At 70.3% G+C, this 15619-nt stretch carries 16 protein-coding genes and 1 tRNA gene; 9 read left to right on the top strand and 8 right to left on the bottom strand.

Annotated features, from left to right (window positions below):
• Positions 1-156: 156 nt before the first annotated feature.
• The 7 genes from ACTS11_RS12325 to ACTS11_RS12295 form a co-directional block, all read right to left on the bottom strand.
• Positions 157-705, bottom strand: coding sequence for a cysteine peptidase family C39 domain-containing protein (locus ACTS11_RS12325; RefSeq protein WP_442640611.1), 549 nt, complete (start codon positions 703-705; stop codon positions 157-159).
• Complete coding sequence (locus ACTS11_RS12320; RefSeq protein ID WP_442640610.1) at positions 698-1156, bottom strand: hypothetical protein; 459 nt, start codon at positions 1154-1156, stop codon at positions 698-700. Before ACTS11_RS12320 ends, ACTS11_RS12325 begins: the two co-directional genes overlap by 8 nt.
• A gap of 32 nt (positions 1157-1188) precedes the next feature.
• On the bottom strand, positions 1189-1728 hold the full coding sequence (locus ACTS11_RS12315) for a hypothetical protein (RefSeq protein WP_442640609.1): 540 nt from the start codon (positions 1726-1728) through the stop codon (positions 1189-1191).
• Between the two features lie 173 nt (positions 1729-1901).
• On the bottom strand, positions 1902-2444 hold the full coding sequence (locus tag ACTS11_RS12310; protein WP_442640608.1) for a hypothetical protein: 543 nt from the start codon (positions 2442-2444) through the stop codon (positions 1902-1904).
• A 318-nt stretch (positions 2445-2762) separates the two neighbouring features.
• The gene (locus tag ACTS11_RS12305; RefSeq protein ID WP_442640607.1) at positions 2763-3872 is read right to left on the bottom strand and encodes a hypothetical protein; all 1110 of its coding nucleotides are present in this window, start codon (positions 3870-3872) and stop codon (positions 2763-2765) included.
• A 76-nt stretch (positions 3873-3948) separates the two neighbouring features.
• On the bottom strand, positions 3949-4713 hold the full coding sequence (locus ACTS11_RS12300) for a helix-turn-helix transcriptional regulator (RefSeq protein WP_442640606.1): 765 nt from the start codon (positions 4711-4713) through the stop codon (positions 3949-3951).
• Positions 4714-5241: 528 nt separating this feature from the next.
• Positions 5242-5331 (bottom strand) — tRNA-Ser (locus tag ACTS11_RS12295).
• 337 nt (positions 5332-5668) lie between these two features.
• On the opposite strand from ACTS11_RS12295, the gene ACTS11_RS12290 reads away from it, so the two are divergent.
• Complete coding sequence (locus tag ACTS11_RS12290) at positions 5669-6640, top strand: D-2-hydroxyacid dehydrogenase family protein (RefSeq protein WP_442640605.1); 972 nt, start codon at positions 5669-5671, stop codon at positions 6638-6640.
• A 150-nt stretch (positions 6641-6790) separates the two neighbouring features.
• On the opposite strand, the gene ACTS11_RS12285 is transcribed toward ACTS11_RS12290, so the two are convergent.
• Positions 6791-7219, bottom strand: a complete 429-nt coding sequence (locus ACTS11_RS12285) for a hypothetical protein (protein ID WP_442640604.1) — start codon at positions 7217-7219, stop codon at positions 6791-6793.
• Between the two features lie 193 nt (positions 7220-7412).
• Here ACTS11_RS12285 and ACTS11_RS12280 point away from each other — a divergent pair, with 193 nt between their 5' ends.
• From ACTS11_RS12280 to ACTS11_RS12245, 8 genes are all read left to right on the top strand, one after another.
• Positions 7413-8531 (top strand): helix-turn-helix transcriptional regulator, encoded by a 1119-nt coding sequence (locus ACTS11_RS12280; protein WP_442640603.1) that lies wholly within the window; start codon positions 7413-7415, stop codon positions 8529-8531.
• Positions 8532-8678: 147 nt separating this feature from the next.
• Positions 8679-9563 (top strand): heme/hemin ABC transporter substrate-binding protein, encoded by an 885-nt coding sequence (locus ACTS11_RS12275; RefSeq protein ID WP_442640602.1) that lies wholly within the window; start codon positions 8679-8681, stop codon positions 9561-9563.
• A 3-nt stretch (positions 9564-9566) separates the two neighbouring features.
• Positions 9567-10646 carry a FecCD family ABC transporter permease gene (locus ACTS11_RS12270; RefSeq protein WP_442640601.1) on the top strand — a complete coding sequence of 360 codons (1080 nt, stop codon included), beginning with the start codon at positions 9567-9569 and terminating at the stop codon, positions 10644-10646.
• Positions 10643-11473: a heme ABC transporter ATP-binding protein gene (locus ACTS11_RS12265; RefSeq protein WP_442640600.1), complete on the top strand. Its 831-nt coding sequence runs from the start codon at positions 10643-10645 to the stop codon at positions 11471-11473. The genes ACTS11_RS12270 and ACTS11_RS12265 overlap by 4 nt, the downstream gene beginning before the upstream one ends.
• Entirely contained in the window at positions 11458-11787 is a 330-nt protein-coding gene (locus ACTS11_RS12260; RefSeq protein WP_442640599.1) for an antibiotic biosynthesis monooxygenase family protein, read from the top strand. Before ACTS11_RS12265 ends, ACTS11_RS12260 begins: the two co-directional genes overlap by 16 nt.
• Positions 11788-11809: 22 nt before the next feature.
• Positions 11810-12883, top strand: coding sequence for a hemin-degrading factor (locus tag ACTS11_RS12255; protein ID WP_442640598.1), 1074 nt, complete (start codon positions 11810-11812; stop codon positions 12881-12883).
• Between the two features lie 124 nt (positions 12884-13007).
• The gene (locus tag ACTS11_RS12250) at positions 13008-15080 is read left to right on the top strand and encodes a TonB-dependent receptor domain-containing protein (protein WP_442640597.1); all 2073 of its coding nucleotides are present in this window, start codon (positions 13008-13010) and stop codon (positions 15078-15080) included.
• Complete coding sequence (locus ACTS11_RS12245) at positions 15080-15520, top strand: hypothetical protein (protein WP_442640596.1); 441 nt, start codon at positions 15080-15082, stop codon at positions 15518-15520. The genes ACTS11_RS12250 and ACTS11_RS12245 overlap by 1 nt, the downstream gene beginning before the upstream one ends.
• Positions 15521-15619: the final 99 nt, after the last annotated feature.

Genomic DNA, 15619 nt, shown 5'->3' with positions numbered 1-15619 from the left:
CTTCAACGGCAACTCCAACGGCAACTTCAACTTCGGCTTCGGCAACGGCAACGGCAACGGCAACGGCAACTGACCCAGGCCCTTGTGCGTCGCCCGGCCGCTCCGCGTTTCGCGGGGCGGCCTTTCTTCGTGCGAGGGTCGGCGGGTCCCGCTCGATCAGAGGCCGGGCGGTTCGGTCACGAAGAACGCGATCCCCGTCCAGCGCGCGCCGAGCGCGCCCGCGGTCATCCAGCTGCCGCCCGTCGCGGGATCCGCCACCGCGAAGAGCTCGCCCTCCCGGGCGAGGACGGTCACGAAATGCAGCGCGCCGCCCTCCGTCTCGGTCTGCAGGATCGCCGGAAGCCGCGCGCCCAGTTCGTCGAGCCCGAGCCCGCCCTCGCCCCAGGCCGAGAGGGCCCGCGCCGCCACGACCTCGAGCCCGTCGCCCAGCGAGAAGCCGCCCTGCGCGCGGATGTCCGACAGGCTGCGACCGCCGAGCATCTCCGCGACGAGGCGGCTCTGATCGACCTCGAGGCCGAAGCGGAAGCGGAGGAGATTTGCCAGCGCCGCGGGCAGGCAGGTCACGTCCTCGGTCTGCAGGATGACGCGGGCCTGCCAGGCGTCCGCGGGCCCGCCGAGCGGCGTCTCGGCGCCGCTCGGCGAGGCATGGGCTGCAAGGGCTATGGAGAGGAGGACGCGCCGGACGGGGAGGCGGGCGTCAGTCATCCGCCCGCGTCTCCGGGGCGGAGAGCAGCAGGGACCGCGTCACGTCGGCCGGAAGGTAGAGGCCCCCCGCCGCCAGCAGCGTCACGGCCGCCGTCAGCATCGCCTTGGTGGAGAGGGTCGAGAAGTATCCGTGCGCGCCCGCGATGATCCACTCGCCGGCCTCGGCATCGGAGGTGCGGCCGGCATAGATGAGGATGCGCATGTCCGGCGCGGCATCCCGGAGCTCCTCGATCGCGCGCTTCTTGTCCGGCAGATCGTAGCTCGCCAGCCCGACGTCGTAGACGCAGACCATCGGGACGGCCGGATCGCGGGACCCGGGGATGCTCGAGGCCACCCGGAAGGCCGGCTCGGCGGTGGTGAAGTGGTGCGAGAGGCAGTCGACGAGCAGCCGGCGGTTCGACCGGACCAGAACCAGCGGGTTTGCACCCTGTTCCCTCGCACCGTTCAACATCACCTGCTACATCCCATGTCGCCATGGGCCGCTCAGTTGCACCGAAGTTCGGTCATCCAGAGAAAGCGGACCCGCTGGCACACCACCACCCCGTCGACCGGACCGAGCACCGGCGCCGCGCCGACACCGGGCGGCCGGATGATCCGGACACCGCCGTCGCCGCTCCCGCGCGCCGCGACATTGCCGTTGCCGTTGCCGCTCGTCGCGTTGCCGTTGCCGAAGCCGTTCCCGACGTTGTCATTGCCGTTGTCGTCGCCGGAATTGTCGTTGCCGTTGCCGTCGCCGACATTGTCGTTGCCGTTGTCGTTGCCGGAGTTGTTGTTGCCGTTGTTGTTGCCGACGTTGTTGTTGCCGTTGCCGTTGCCGGAATTGTTGTTGCCGTTCCCGACGCCGACATTCCCGTTTCCGTTGCCGTTTCCCTGACCGACGCTGCCGCCGGACATGGCGGCATCGATGGCGTCGCTCAACGCGCCGGAGAAGTCGACCCGGTGCAGATGGTCCCCGGCGGAAGGGGCGTCTGCGCCGACCGGACCCAGGGTCAGCGCGATCACGAGCGTTGCAAGGGTCTGCATCTTCGCCTCCTCGGGGCCGGTTCGGCCCCTCCGTTCCTGGATTTCAGTGCACGGCCTGGACACAATCAACTTGGCCATATGGGGTATTGTGGACAGAACGAGGCCTTTCGGCCCCTTGGTCGCCAGGGCAGCGGCGCGGACGGCATGGCGTCCGCGCCGGGTCGAGGCGGCCGTCAGTTGTTGCCGTTGAAGTTCCCGTTGAACGAGCCGATGTTCCCGTTTCCGTTGAACATTCCGCCGTTGAAGTTGCCGTTGTAGGCGCCGACGTTGTTGTTGCCGGACGTGGGCGAGCTGTTGCCGAGGCCGTTCCAGGCGCCGACATTGCCGGTCCCGCCGTTCCCGAAGCCGATGTTGCCCTGGGCGTCGGGCGCACCGTTGCCGTTCACGTTCCCGTTGAGCGTGCCGCTGTTGAAGTTCCCGTTGTTGTTGCCGCTGAAGGCGCCGACGTTGCTGTTGCCGTTGCCGTTCCCGTTGGCGAGCCCGGTATTGCCGTTGCCGTTTCCGTTGCCGTTGAAGGCGCCCCAGTTGCCGTTGCCGTTGCCGTTGCCGTTGCCGAGCCCGGTGTTGCCGTTGCCGTTGCCGTTCCCGCAGTTCCAGCACTGGCCGCCGATAACCCTGTCGAGGTCGGCCCGGCTCAGAACGTCCGCAGCGGCCGGCAGCGCGACCATGGCGCCCCCGAGGAGCATCGTGGAAATCATGTGTCCGAGCTTGAGCATGGGTCTTCTCCTGACGTCTGGTGGACGATCCGCAGGCCGTTCGAAGGAGCCTGCGCTCACCCCTCAGCGTGTCCCCGCGCGGGGTGTCGGGTCGACTCGCCCATTCGGACTACCCCTCGCGGGCGAGGGGCGATGCCGGGAAAAGATTCGTATTCGCAGCCACTTGGTCGCTGGCGCCCGGATGAGCCATGGCCGACTACTCCCTTTGGGGGGGCGGGGGACTGCGCCGGGTCCGCCCGGAAGAACGCGCTCGCGGAATGAAGACGGGCCGCGCTTCGGGGCGCGGCCCGTGGAAAGATCGCGTGACCTCGGGGGCGGTCAGGTCGATGGGGCAGGGGCCGGAGCCGTGCCCTTGCGGCGTCGGCTCACCCCGAGAAGGGCGAGAAGCCCGGCAAGCATGAATGCCAGCGAGGGCGGCAGGGGAACCGGCGCCGGGTCGGCGAAGTCCCGCGGGTTCACGTAGACCGTGAAGACCATCGTGGTGAGCAGGTTGCTCCAGCTCTGCGCATTGGGAATGACGGGATCCACGACGATGCCGGCCCGCGTGAAGGCGATGCCGAAATCGGACAGCGACGACCCCAGCATGCTCTCGAGCTGCCGCTCGAACATCGAGGCCGGCCGCTCGGGCAGCGCGATGCCCGCCAGCTCTCCGATCCCGTTGAGGTTGCCGTTCCGGAAGCCGATGTTGAAATTGCCGTTCTCGTTGCCGCTGAAGAAGCCGAAGTTTCCGATCCCGTTGAAGTTGCCGTTGAGGACGCCCTGGTTGAGGTTGCCGTTCAGGTTGCCGTTGTAGGCCCCGACGTTCCCGATCCCGTTGAAGTTCCCGTTCAGCGCGCCGGTGTTGTCGTTGCCGTTGCTGTTGCCGCTGAACGGCCCGGTATTGAACATCCCGTTGAAATTGCCGTTGAAGAAACCGGCGTTGTTGTTGCCGTTGTTGTTCCCGCTGGTCGGGTCGTGGCTGCCGATGCCGTTGAAGTTCCCGTTGGCGATCCCGAAATTGAAATTTCCGTTGAAATCGCCCACGTTGTTGTTTCCGTTGAGGAACCCGATATTCCCGTTTCCGCTGAAGCTTCCGGAATTGTTGCGCCCGTTCAGGATGCCGATGTTGAAGTTGCCGGAGGTGTCGTCGGGGCTGTTGACGCCATTCCCGAATCCCTGGTTTCCGGTGCCCTCGTTGCGGCGGCCCACGTTATCGTCACCGGAATTGAACAGGCCCCGGTTCCCGTTTCCGACATTGCCGATGCCGTAATTGTTCATGCCGACGTTTCCGAATCCGAGATTTCCGTTCTGATCCGGAATCCATTCGCCGAACTCGTTCAGGCTGCCCTGGAATGCCCAGTTCTGATACGTGGTCGCGCCGGCGCCTCCGGCGATCGCGATCACGGCAGCCATCGCAAAGGAAGCGGCGCGCAAGGTTAGTGTGGTCATGACGTCCCTCCGATTGGACCAGATCCGATTGCTGCTCCCTCGTAGGGCCCACGATGTCGGCGTCCGTGAGCCTCGTTCAACGGTGTGACGGGACCGGCCACGTGGTCCCGGATGCGACGCTGGTCAGCAGGACCGCCTCGACCCGGTTGGTGGCGCCGGTCTTTCGCATGATGTTCCGCAGGTGCACCTTGACCGTCGAAATGGAGATGCCGAGCTCGTAGGCGATGATCTTGTTCGGCTTTCCCATCCTGAGCTTCTCGACCACCTCGGTCTCGCGGCACGTCAGGCCCGTGTCGGGGACGCCCTGCGGTTCCTCGGGGTCGGGCGGCTCGAGCGCGTCCCGAACCGACGCCTCGGCCTCCTGCGTGGCGGCGCCCTCCGCCTCGGCGGCCGTGGCGACCAAGCCCTTGCGTGGGAAGCATATTCCACCGTGCAGGACGAGCCAGAGCATCTTCGTCAGGCCCTCGAGTCCCGCGGAATGGGACAGGCAGCCGCTCGCGCCATGGGCGAAGAGGCTGGCCGATACGGGAACTGTCGCCTCCTCTTCGGTCACGATCACGAAGGGCACGCCGTCGAACGCCGTCTTGAGGGCCTCGATCGACCGTGAAAGGGACGCCGCGTCATGCACGATCTCGTCGAGGACGCTCAGCACGAGATCCGGCGATTCCCGCGATCCCTCGAACGGAGGCCGTGACTGCGCCACGACGCGGAAGTCCGGACAGGCCCGCTCGAGGGCGCTGGCGAGGCATTCACCCTCCGCCGTGCGTTCGTGGATGACGAGAATGGTCGCGCGGTTGTCCGGTTTCTGCGCCACCTGGGTCTCCGCTGCGCGGAGCGCCATGGACAGCTTTGGAAGAGGATGACGCGATACGGAGAAATCCTGCAATGCATACATACCAAATACCCCACCGTTACGCGGTGCCTACAGTACACCACGGCGCCGTACAGATGGACGGCGAATTACAAGGAAAGTGGTGCCGAAAATCTGGATTCGGCGTTTCTTGGCAATTCCGGCAGAAAAGGCAGAATCGGAATGACGAAATGCCCGAAGCATCTCGAGACAGCTCCACCCTCCCAGCTAGCGGAACTAATTTTGCATGACAACAAAAACAGATTCGGATGATTCGTTCAACATATTGCAGGCGCCGGAAGGCATTCTATTGTTTCCATTTTGTGGACAAATGCCGCGCGCGGTGCGCAGGGAGCGCACCTCGGGAGATGCCCCACCGGTGGCCCGACATCCTGAAAAAACGCGCGTTCCCAGGTGCGCGACGGCCGTGAGCCTGCCCCATCGCCCCGTCCAGCAAGGCACGCGCCCGGCATGGTCCCGCCGCCGCGAAGCGGGCCTGCACAATTCGGGCGAACAGGGTGGCGGAGACGAAGGGATTCGAACCCTCGAGACGGTTTCCCGCCTACTCCCTTAGCAGGGGAGCGCCTTCGACCACTCGGCCACGTCTCCGCCGACGCGGATAGCAGCGTTCAGGCCCGGGATACAAGCGGGAAAAGCCCTGCCGTGAAAGCCTGTTGCCTATGCCGGACGGGGCGGATGGCTGCGGAGTGGCGGGTGGCGATCCCGAGGCGGGCCCCGATCCGGGCCCCGATCCGGCGGGCAGCTCCGGTCGCGCGGCATCTTGCCGAGGATCATTGCAATCGGTATGCGGCGGTATGCAGAGCTCCGCGGGACGGCCGATGATCCAGCACGCCATGACATGCGATCCGGCAGCGGGCGGGGGCCTGCAGCGCCGGTTGCGGTTCGCCCGCCGCGGCCCCGGCGCCGGCGCGCGGGGGCACGGGAGATGAAGGTCCACATCCTCGACGACTGGTTCGACACGCTGCGCACCCTGCCGAGCTTTGGCCTGCTCGACGGGCACGAGGTCACGGTCTGGACCGATCATGCCGAGGACACGGCGGTCCTGGCCGAACGGCTGGCGGAGGCCGAGGCGCTCGTCCTCTTCCGCGAGCGCACCGCGATCACCGCCGACCTGCTCGGGCGGCTGCCGAACCTGCGCCTCATCAGCCAGCGCGGCGTCTATCCGCATGTCGACGTCCCCGCCTGCACGGCGAACGGCGTGCTCCTGTGCTCGAACATGCAGTCGGACGCGCCCTCCGTGGCGGCGGCGGAGCTGACCTTCGCGCTGATCCTCGCCTCCGCGCGGGAGATCCCGCAGCAGATGGCCTCGCTCCGGGCGGGGCGCTGGCAGCTTGCGCCGGGCCAGACGCTGCGGGGGCGAAGGCTCGGGCTCTACGGCTACGGGCGGATCGCGCGACAGGTCGCGGCCTATGCCCGCGCCTTCGGGATGGAGGTCGTCTGGTGGGCCTCGGAGGCCGGCCGCGCCCGCGCCGCCGCCAACGGAGAAACCGTGGCCGAGAGCCGCGCGGCCTTCTTCGCCGAGAGCGATTTCGTCTCGCTCCACGTGCGGCTCAAGCCCGAGACGAGGGGCATCGTCACCCGCGAAGACCTTCTCGCCATGAAGCCCGCGGCCACCTTCGTGAACACCTCCCGCTCGGGTCTCGTCGAGGCGGGCGCGCTCGAGGCGGCGCTCGCGGCGGGGCGTCCGGGGCGCCTCGCGCTCGATGTCTTCGACCGCGAGCCGATGGCCGCGCCCGTCGATCCCCTGGTGCTGCACCCCAACGTCATCGCGACACCGCATATCGGCTTCGTCACCGAGGACGAGCTCGACCTCCAGTTCGCGGACATCTACGCGCAGATCAACGCCTACGCCGGGGGCGCGCCGATCCACATGATCAATCCCGAGACCCGGGACTAGCCCGATGGCGGCGGGGCAGGGCGCCCGGCTTCGTACGGACCGGGTGAGCGGTGGCGGTGTGGCGCGTCCGAACCGGATCGGCGACCCTTGCTGCGGCCGTGCCCGACATGAGTCTCGCGCTTATCCCGCTCCGCCCGACCCTCCCGCGCCCTAGCTTCCGAGGTGGATCGCCGGGCCGGACGGCGACGGGTCGCAGTTGTCGCTCTCGATCCTCGGCGTGAGGGCGGGGGGGGGCCCGTCCGCAGGGGCGGTGCGCGGGAGCAGGAGGGGGTTCGCCTCCGTCTCCTCGGCGTGGGCGGGACCGGCGGCGGCATGGACCAGCAGCGCCGCGGCCAGCAGCGTGGCGAGCCCCCTGCGCCGGGCGCCAGGACAGCCCTCGTCATCCGGCTTGGGGAAGTCGCGCGCCCCGCCGTCGAGCGCAGGCGCGAAGACCGCCGCACCGTTGCGGTGGCGGGGCCGGTTCGCACGCGCGATGCCCGGGATCGAGGCGGCGCCGGCGAAGCCGCTGCGTCGGCCGAGCCCGGCCTGTCCGAGCCCGCTCCACCGGCGGTGCGCGTTCTCCTGTCCATGGTTCGTCATCGGGGTGCTCCTGCCGGGGTCTCGCGGGAACCGGCGCGGGGACCGGCACGTCGCTTGGGCAGGCTAGCCATCGGCCGCCGGACCGTCCCCTCCCGGCTGGGAGGGGGCAGGGGCGCGGGTTCCTCGTGCAAGATTTGATTGACATTGCACATTTTCAGCCGAAGCATCCGCTCCTGAAGGGCTCGGCGGAGACATGGACGACGGCGCGTATCTCGACCTTCTCGACATGTGCTACGGCGCCGTCGACCGGCCCGAGCACTGGGCGCCCTTCGTCGAGGCGCTCACCGAGGCTCTCGGGGCCCAGGCGGGAGACTTCGTGATCGAGGACTACGCGACCGGGACCGCGCGGGCGCTCGGCTCGACGGGGTTCGACCCGCACTTCCGCGAGACCTACGACACGCACTTCCTCGGCGAAAACGTCTGGATCAGGGAACTCGAGAAGCTGCCGCGGGACCGCACGCACGACGATCGCGCCGAGCCGCCGGGGTTCGAGGCCTCGGCCTACTACAACGAATGGGTGCGCCCGCAGGGCCTGCGGCACGCGATGGGCGCCATCCTCGAGCGGGAGGCGACCTGGCTCGTCCACATCGGCTTTCTCCGCGCGCCGAGCGTCGGCTGTTTCGATCCGGGGGAGATCCGGCTGCTCGACCGGCTCCTGCCGCACCTGCGCCGGACGTTGGACGTCTCCCAGCGCCTGCGCCGGGCGGAGGGGGCCGAGGCGCTGGCGGCCGAACTGCTCGACCGCCTGCCGGTCGCCGCGCTGATCGTCGATCGCGGGTGCCGTGTTCGCGAGCTGAACGCCGCGGCGGAGCGGTTTCTCGCGGCGCGGCGGGAACTGCGGTCCGGTCCCTCGGGGCTCGACGCCTGGACGCCCGGGGCGGGCAGCGCACTCCGGCGGTTGATCCGCGCCGCCTGCACCCTCGACGCGGCCGCGACCTTCGCGGGGCCGATGGCGGTGCGCCTGCCGCGCAGGGACGAGGACGGGCCGCCCTTCCTGGTGGAGGTCCTGCCGCTCCGGGCGGCGGATGCGCTCGGCGGACCGGCGCGGCACTGCCTTGTGACCGTGACCGACCCTGCGCGCGCGCTCGCAGGCGGCGTCCCGCATCTCCGCCGGCTCTGGGATCTCACGCCGACGGAGGCGGAGCTTGCCCTTGCGCTCGCGAACGGACGGACGGTCGAGGCCTTCGCGGCCGCGCGCGGGATCACGCCCGGCACCGTCCGCTGGCACCTCAAGAACGCCGAGGCGAAGATGGGCGTGGGTTCCGTGGCGGCCCTGGTCCGCCACGTCCACGGCGCGCTGCGCGGCGCGTGACCGGGCGGGTTTCGGCGCCGGGGCAAGAACGGGCTTGTCGCCGGCCCATTGGTTGAGTATTTCAGTCGGAGAATATGCCGCCAGCGGGGCCGGGTCAGCCGGCGCGCCAGCAGAACGTCCGTTCTCGCTCAGCCGTTGGTTCCTCCCATGCCCAGACACGCGCGCCTGCGCCTCTCCCTGTCGTTCTCCGCCCTTTGCCTGACGGTGTCGGCTCTCCTCGCCGCGGGCGTGACGGCCCCGGCGCGGGCCGACGCGCCGGAGCGCGTCGTCGCGCTCGGCGGGGTCGTGACCGAGATCGTCTTCGCGCTCGGTGCGGGCGACCTTCTGGTCGCGCGCGACACCACCTCGACCCATCCCGCCGAGGCCGAGGCGCTGCCCGACGTGGGCTATGTCCGCGCGTTGTCGCCGGAGGGCGTCCTGTCGGTCGATCCCGACCTGATCCTCGCCATCGAGGGCAGCGGACCGCCCGAGACGATCGACGTTCTCGCGGCGGCGAACGTGCCGCTCGTGACCGTGCCCGAGGGCCACGACGCGGCCGCCATCCGCGCGCGGATCGAGGCCGTGGCAGGCGCCCTCGGGCTGGAGGAAGCGGGCGCCGCGCTCGCCGACAGCGTCGAGGCGGAGCTGGCTGAGGCCGTCGCGGCGGCGCGGCGCGACGTTCCCCCGCGCGTCCTCTTCGTCCTGTCGATGCAGGGCGGGCGCATCATGGCGGCGGGCGAGGGCACCGGGGCGTCGGCGATCATCGAGCTTGCGGGGGGCGTCAACGCCCTCTCGGGTTTCGAGGGCTACAAGCAGGTCGGCGACGAGGCGGTCCTCCTCTCGGCGCCGGACGTGATCCTGATGATGGACCGCTCGGGCGACCATGCCGCAGACGACGCGGGCATCCGCGCCCATCCGGCGCTCGGCACGACGCCGGCGGCCGAGGCCGGGGCCATCGTGCGTCTGCCGGGCCTCCTGCTTCTGGGCTTCGGCCCGCGCACGCCCGAGGCGGTGCGCGCGCTGTCCCACGCCCTCGACCGGACAGGGAGCTGAGGCGTGGCGGTCACGTCCGCAGAGGGCGCGCGCGCTCCGGTCCGCGCGGGAGACCGCAGGCGGACCGGCCGCCGGTCCTTCGTCGCGCTCGCGCTGCTGCTCGTGGCGGTCTCGGCGGCGAGCCTCGGCACGGGCGCCTCCGGCGGCGTGGTGCGGAACGCGGCCCTCCAGCTCGTGCAGGGCGAGGCGATCGGCGCGCGCGAGGCCGTGATCCTCTTCGACATCCGGTTGCCGCGGCTGGCCATGGGCATCCTCGTCGGCGCGGCGCTGGCGGTCTCGGGGGCGGTGATGCAGGGGCTCTTCCGCAATCCGCTGGCCGATCCGGGGCTCGTGGGCGTGGGCGCGGGCGCGGGCCTTGGCGCCATCGGCGCGATCGTCCTTGGGAGCGTCCTGCCGCTCGCGCTCCGCGATGCGCTCGGCTACCACCTCGTGCCGGTCGCGGCGTTTCTCGGCGGCTGGCTGACCACGATCCTGCTCTACCGGCTCTCGACCCATCGCGGGCGCACCTCGGTCGCGGTGATGCTGCTCGGCGGGATCGCCATCGCGGCGCTCGCCGGGGCGCTCTCGGGCATCCTGATCTACCTCGCAGACGACACGCAGCTTCGCGACCTCACCTTCTGGGGCCTCGGCTCGCTGGCCGGGGCGACATGGGACAAGGTGCTGATCGCGGGTGTGCTGATCCTCGCCGCGCTCGCCGCGACGCCCTTCCTCGCGCGGGCGCTGAACGCGCTGGCGCTGGGGGAGGGGCCGGCGGCGCATCTCGGCATCCCGGTGCAGCGGATGAAGAACGCCTCCATCCTCACCGTCTCGGCGGCCACGGGGGCGGCGGTCGCGGTCTCGGGCGGGATCGGCTTCGTCGGCATCGTCGTGCCGCATCTCCTGCGGCTGATGATCGGGCCGGATCACCGCTATCTCCTGCCGAACGCGGCGCTTCTGGGCGCGAGCCTCCTGATCCTGGCGGACATGATCGCGCGCACCATCGTGGCGCCCGCGGAACTGCCCATCGGGATCGTCACCGCGACGCTCGGCGGGCCGTTCTTCCTGTGGATTCTCATTCGCAACCGGGGATTGCTCGACCTGTGACGCTGATCGCGACGGATATCCGCGTCTCGCTCTCCGACGCGCCCGTGCTGCACGGCGTCGGCTTCCGCGCGGAGCCGGGGGAGGTCACTGCCATCGTCGGCCCCAACGGCTCGGGGAAGACGACGCTCCTGCGCGCGATGACGCAGGACCTGCCCTATACCGGCCAGATCCGCCTCGACGGCGAGGATATCGCACGGCTTCCCGGCTGGCGTCTCGCGGGGCGGCGCGCGGTGCTGCCGCAGGCGAGCCGCATCGCCTTTCCCTTCACCGCGCTCGAGATCGTCCGCCTCGGCCAGATGGCGGCCGCCGGGCCCGCGCCCGAGCGCCGCGCCTCCGAGGCGCTGGAGCGCGTGGGCCTCGCGGGCTTCGAGGGGCGCTTCTACCAGGAACTTTCGGGCGGCGAGCAGAGCCGGGTGCAGCTCGCCCGCGTGCTGGCCCAGGTCTGGGAGCCGGTCGGCCGCGACGGGCCGCGCTGGCTGTTCCTCGACGAGCCGGTGGCGAGCCTCGACATCGGCCACCAGCTCGAGGTGATGGACCTCCTGGCCGACTACGCCGCGCGGGGCGGCGGCGTCGTCGCGATCATGCACGACCTGAACCTCACCGCGATCTATGCCGACCGCGTCGCGCTTCTGGACGCGGGGCGCGTCGCCGCGCAGGGAACGCCGGCCGAGGTTCTGACCGACGCGACGCTGTCGGGCGCCTATGGCTGCCCGCTCCGGGTCAATGCCGCGCCCGCGCCGCCGGCCACGTTCCTTCTGCCCCACATGGCCCGCCGCCCGGGCCGGACCCGCCACCAGAGAGGAGACAGCCCATGTATCTCGCAATGAACCGCTTCGCCGTCCGTCCCGAGAACGCGGAGGCCTTCGAGGCCGTCTGGCTCGGCCGGGACAGCCACCTGACCGACATGGAGGGCTTCGTCGAGTTCCACATGCTGCGCGGCCCCGAGCGCGAGGACGGCACGATCCTCTACGCCTCCCACACGGTCTGGGAGAGCGAGGCGTCCTTCCGCGCCTGGACCCGGTCGGAGCAGTTCCGCGCCGCCCATGCCAGCGCGGGTGGCACCCGCAGGCTGCATGAGGGACATCCCAACTTCGAGGGCTTCTCGGCGATCCAGCACATCGCAAAGGGGCAGGCGGCCTGAGCGGCCGGGGAAGGGACGCGAGATGAGCATTCCGAGGATCGACACCGCGAAGTCCGATGCAGCCGCCATCCGCGCGGCCCTCGACGCGGAGACGGGCCTGAGGCCCCGCGACCTCGCCATCCGGCTCGGCGTGAGCGAGGCCGACCTCCTCGCGGCCCGGGTGGGGCGGGGCGTGACGCGCATCGCCGCCGCCCCCGACCTCCTGATGGCAGAGGTCTGCGGCCTCGGCGAGGTGATGGCGCTGACCCGCAACGACAGCGCCGTCCACGAGCGCACCGGCGTCTACGAGGACTGGCATCCGGGCGACCATGCCGCGATGGTGCTGGGCCCGGAGATCGACCTGCGCATCTTTCCCGCGCACTGGGTCCACGGCTTCGCCCTCCGCAACGACGGCGGCAAGGGCCCGCCGCGCAGCCTCCAGGTCTTCGACGCGGCGGGGCAGGCCGTCCACAAGGTCTACCCGCGCGAGGGGACCGACCTCGACGCCTGGGACGCGGCCGTGGCGCGGCTCGCCACGGGGGACGTCTCGGACACGCTGACGCTCGAGCCCGCCCCGCCGCCCGAGACGGCCTGCAGCCGCCCCGACAGGGCGGCCGAGCTGCGCGAGGCCTGGGCAAGCATGACCGACACGCACCAGTTCCTGCGCCTCGTCTCGCGGCTGAAGATGAACCGCCTCGGCGCCTACCGGATCGCGGGGGAGCCGCTCGCCGTGGCCCTCGCCCCCTCGGCGCTGAACGCCGCGCTGATCGCCTGCGCGGCTGAGGGCATCGGCATCATGCTCTTCGTGGGCAATCGCGGCTGCATCCAGATCCACTCCGGTCCCATCGCCACCCTCAAGGAGATGGGCCCCTGGCAGAACGTGCTCGACCCGCGCTTCAACCTGCACCTGCGGCTCGACCGCGTGGCGGAGGTCTGGCTGGTTGACAAGCCGACCCGGCGCGGCGCGGCCCTCAGCATCGAGGCCTTCGACGCCGAGGGCGCGCTGATCCTCCAGCTCTTCGGCAAGCGCGCCTCGGAGGGCGACCGGCTCGAGGCCTTCAGCGCCATGGCGGCGGGGCTTGCGCGGCTCGGGGACGGCATCGGCCCGAATGCTTGACTCTTTTGCTAGGTCATACTAACCGACCTCATCGGGGCCGCGTCGGAACAGGACCGCCGCCCGAACCGCCAGCCGAGACAAGGCCAGCACCTCACCACGACATCACGAAACGCGCGAGGGCAGCATGGCCTACCATGGGATGCGCGCGTGTCTGGGGGCGACGACGGCGCTGTCCGTCACGATGGCCGTTTCGGCCCTCCCCGGACATGCGCAGGAGACGACGACGCCGCTGGGACGGATCGTCCTGGGCTGGGGAACCGAGCAGGTGGCGCTCGACACGCCGCAGGCCGTCACGGTGATCGACCGCGAGGAGATCGCGCAGCAGCAGGCCACCACGGTCGGCGAGTTCTTCGAGGCCGTGCCGGGCGTCCAGGCCATCGGCTCGGAGCGGGTGCTGGGCCAGACCTTCAACATCCGCGGCTGGGGCGAGGTGCCCGCGGGCGACGAAGGGCGCATCGTCGTCCTCCAGGACGGGGCCACGCAGTATTACGAGCAGTACCGCATGGGATCGGTCTTCTCCGACCCGAACCTCTACTGCAACGTCGAGGTGCTGCGCGGACCGGCCTCGGCCACGCTCTACGGGAGCGCCGCCATCGGCGGGGTAATCCGGTTCGAGACCTGCGACGTGGACGACATCCTGACCGAGGGGCAGGACGGCCAGCTCCGCCTGACGCTCGGGGGCGAGACCAACGGGCTCGGCGGCAATGCCGCGCTCCGCTACGCCACGCGGTTCGACGAGAACCTCGGGCTCTTCGCGAACCTCAACTTCCGCCATGCCGACGACTATGCCGATGGCGGCGGCACCACGATCCCCGGCTCCGCCTTCGAGGCTTTCTCGGGCGTCGTCAGCCTCACCTACGACTTCTCCGAGGCGCGTTCGCTCCGCGTGATCCTCGAGCGCTGGGACAGCGACCTCGCCGACACCGAGTATTCGCAGACCGGCGCGCAGCCATTCTTCGGCACGATCGACCGGCGCACCACCGACACGACCGTCAGCGCGATCCTCGAATCCGCCGAGGCCTTCGGCGATCTCGAGGTCACGCTGGCCTATGCCGATACGCGGGTGCGGCAGGAAGACGCCAGCGTCGCCAGCCCCAGCGTCTTCTTCGAGGACACGACCTACGCCTACCGCACCCTCTCGCTCGACGCGCGGGTGACGACCGGGACGACCTTCGGAAACATCGACGGCACGCTGATCTGGGGCGCGACCGTGCTGCGGCAGGAGCGGGTGGCCGAGGCCGACGTCTCGACCTTCATCCCGTTCCATCCCGAAGGCACGTCCACGCGGGTCGCCGTCTTCGCGCAGAGCGAGCTCGACTTCGGCAACGGCCTCGTCCTGGTGCCGGGCCTGCGGCTGGAATGGGCGCGCAACGAGCCCGGCCGCGACAACCCCGGCTCGGCCTTCGACAGCCAGGAGACGGCCGAGATCCTCGCCATCTCGCCCAAGATCGCCTTCACCTACGAGATCTCGGACAGCGTCGGCCTCTTCGGCTCGCTGGCGCAGACGCAGCGCGCGCCGACGCTCGACGAGCTCTATACCTACCAGGTCTTCGGCGCGGGCCCGCCGCGGAACGCCGCCGCCGCCGTCGACCTCGAGCGCGAGACCGCCCGCAGCGCGGAGCTCGGCTTCACCTACTCGACCGCGGGCCTCCTGATGCCCGACGACGCCTTCGACGCGCGGGTGACGGCGCATTACTCCTTCATCGAGGACCTGATCGAGCTGAGTTTCGTGCCCGGCACGCCCGCCTACCGCAACGCGGGCGAGGCGGAGATCTACGGGATCGAGGTCGAGGCCGCCTGGGTCAGCGAGACGTGGTACGGCAACCTCGCCCTCTCGATGATCGAGGGGCGCAACCTGACCGACGACGAGGTCTGGAGCCAGCTTCCGCAGGACAGCCTGCACCTGACCCTCGGGCGCCGCGACGCGCCGAGCGGTCTCGGCTTCGGCTGGACCGTGAACGCCTTCGCCGAGCGCGACTATGCGAGGGCGCGGGGCACGCAGCAGAACCTCTTCCCCGGCTACGCGACGCACACGCTCTTCGCGAGCTACGCGCCGCAGGAGGGCCCGCTCGAGGGGTTCGAGGTCCGCTTCGGGGTGGACAACGTCTTCGACCGGTCCTTCCGAAATGCGCTCGCGCAGGAGGACGGGCGCGGGCGGACGGCGCGGCTGACGCTGACGCGCGCGTGGGACTTCTGATGGCGGTTTCGCGTGGCAAGGCCGCCTGTGCCGCAATCCTCTCCGCCGCCCTCGCTTCGGGGGCGGCGGCCCAGGAGGCGGTGCAGCAGGCGGTGCCGGCGCTCGGGATCGAGCTGAACCGCGTCCTTCAGGTCGAGGGCGCGTGCAGGCTGACCTTCCTGGCGGAGAACGGGCTCGGGGCGGATCTCGGACAGGTGGTCTTCGAGACGGTGCTCTTCACGACGGATGGCGCGGTCGAGCGGCTGACGCTGCTCGATCTGGGCGCGCTGCCCGCCGGGCGTCCGCGCGTGCGCGAGTTCGACATGGGCGGCCTGTCCTGCGACGCGCTCGGGCGGGTCCTGATCAACGGCGTCGACACCTGCGCGGGGGCGGAGGCGAGTGCCTGCGCGGAGGGATTGAGCGTCGAAAGCCGCGTCGACGGCGTGGAGGTGATCGGATGAACATCGCGGCCGGAATGTCCAACCTCTCCGGGCTCGTCGATCTCGGCGGGCCGGTGGTGGCGCTGCTGCTTCTCATGTCCGTCGTGGCGGTGGCGGTTA

This window comes from Roseicyclus sp. (assembly GCF_052168335.1).
Taxonomy (GTDB): Bacteria; Pseudomonadota; Alphaproteobacteria; order Rhodobacterales; family Rhodobacteraceae; genus Roseibacterium.
Note: the sequence above shows the minus strand (reverse complement) of the source record. Positions and strands in the feature narration are given on the sequence as shown.

Excerpts from the sequence above, each read along its gene's own strand:
- ACTS11_RS12325 (WP_442640611.1), bottom strand. The coding sequence starts at position 705 with ATGACTGACGCCCGCCTCCCCGTCCGGCGCGTCCTCCTCTCCATAGCC.
- ACTS11_RS12320 (WP_442640610.1), bottom strand. The coding sequence starts at position 1,156 with ATGTTGAACGGTGCGAGGGAACAGGGTGCAAACCCGCTGGTTCTGGTC.
- ACTS11_RS12315 (WP_442640609.1), bottom strand. The coding sequence starts at position 1,728 with ATGCAGACCCTTGCAACGCTCGTGATCGCGCTGACCCTGGGTCCGGTC.
- ACTS11_RS12310 (WP_442640608.1), bottom strand. The coding sequence starts at position 2,444 with ATGCTCAAGCTCGGACACATGATTTCCACGATGCTCCTCGGGGGCGCC.
- ACTS11_RS12305 (WP_442640607.1), bottom strand. The coding sequence starts at position 3,872 with ATGACCACACTAACCTTGCGCGCCGCTTCCTTTGCGATGGCTGCCGTG.
- ACTS11_RS12300 (WP_442640606.1), bottom strand. The coding sequence starts at position 4,713 with ATGGCGCTCCGCGCAGCGGAGACCCAGGTGGCGCAGAAACCGGACAAC.
- ACTS11_RS12290 (WP_442640605.1), top strand. The coding sequence starts at position 5,669 with ATGAAGGTCCACATCCTCGACGACTGGTTCGACACGCTGCGCACCCTG.
- ACTS11_RS12285 (WP_442640604.1), bottom strand. The coding sequence starts at position 7,219 with ATGACGAACCATGGACAGGAGAACGCGCACCGCCGGTGGAGCGGGCTC.
- ACTS11_RS12280 (WP_442640603.1), top strand. The coding sequence starts at position 7,413 with ATGGACGACGGCGCGTATCTCGACCTTCTCGACATGTGCTACGGCGCC.
- ACTS11_RS12275 (WP_442640602.1), top strand. The coding sequence starts at position 8,679 with ATGCCCAGACACGCGCGCCTGCGCCTCTCCCTGTCGTTCTCCGCCCTT.
- ACTS11_RS12260 (WP_442640599.1), top strand. The coding sequence starts at position 11,458 with ATGTATCTCGCAATGAACCGCTTCGCCGTCCGTCCCGAGAACGCGGAG.
- ACTS11_RS12255 (WP_442640598.1), top strand. The coding sequence starts at position 11,810 with ATGAGCATTCCGAGGATCGACACCGCGAAGTCCGATGCAGCCGCCATC.
- ACTS11_RS12250 (WP_442640597.1), top strand. The coding sequence starts at position 13,008 with ATGGCCTACCATGGGATGCGCGCGTGTCTGGGGGCGACGACGGCGCTG.
- ACTS11_RS12245 (WP_442640596.1), top strand. The coding sequence starts at position 15,080 with ATGGCGGTTTCGCGTGGCAAGGCCGCCTGTGCCGCAATCCTCTCCGCC.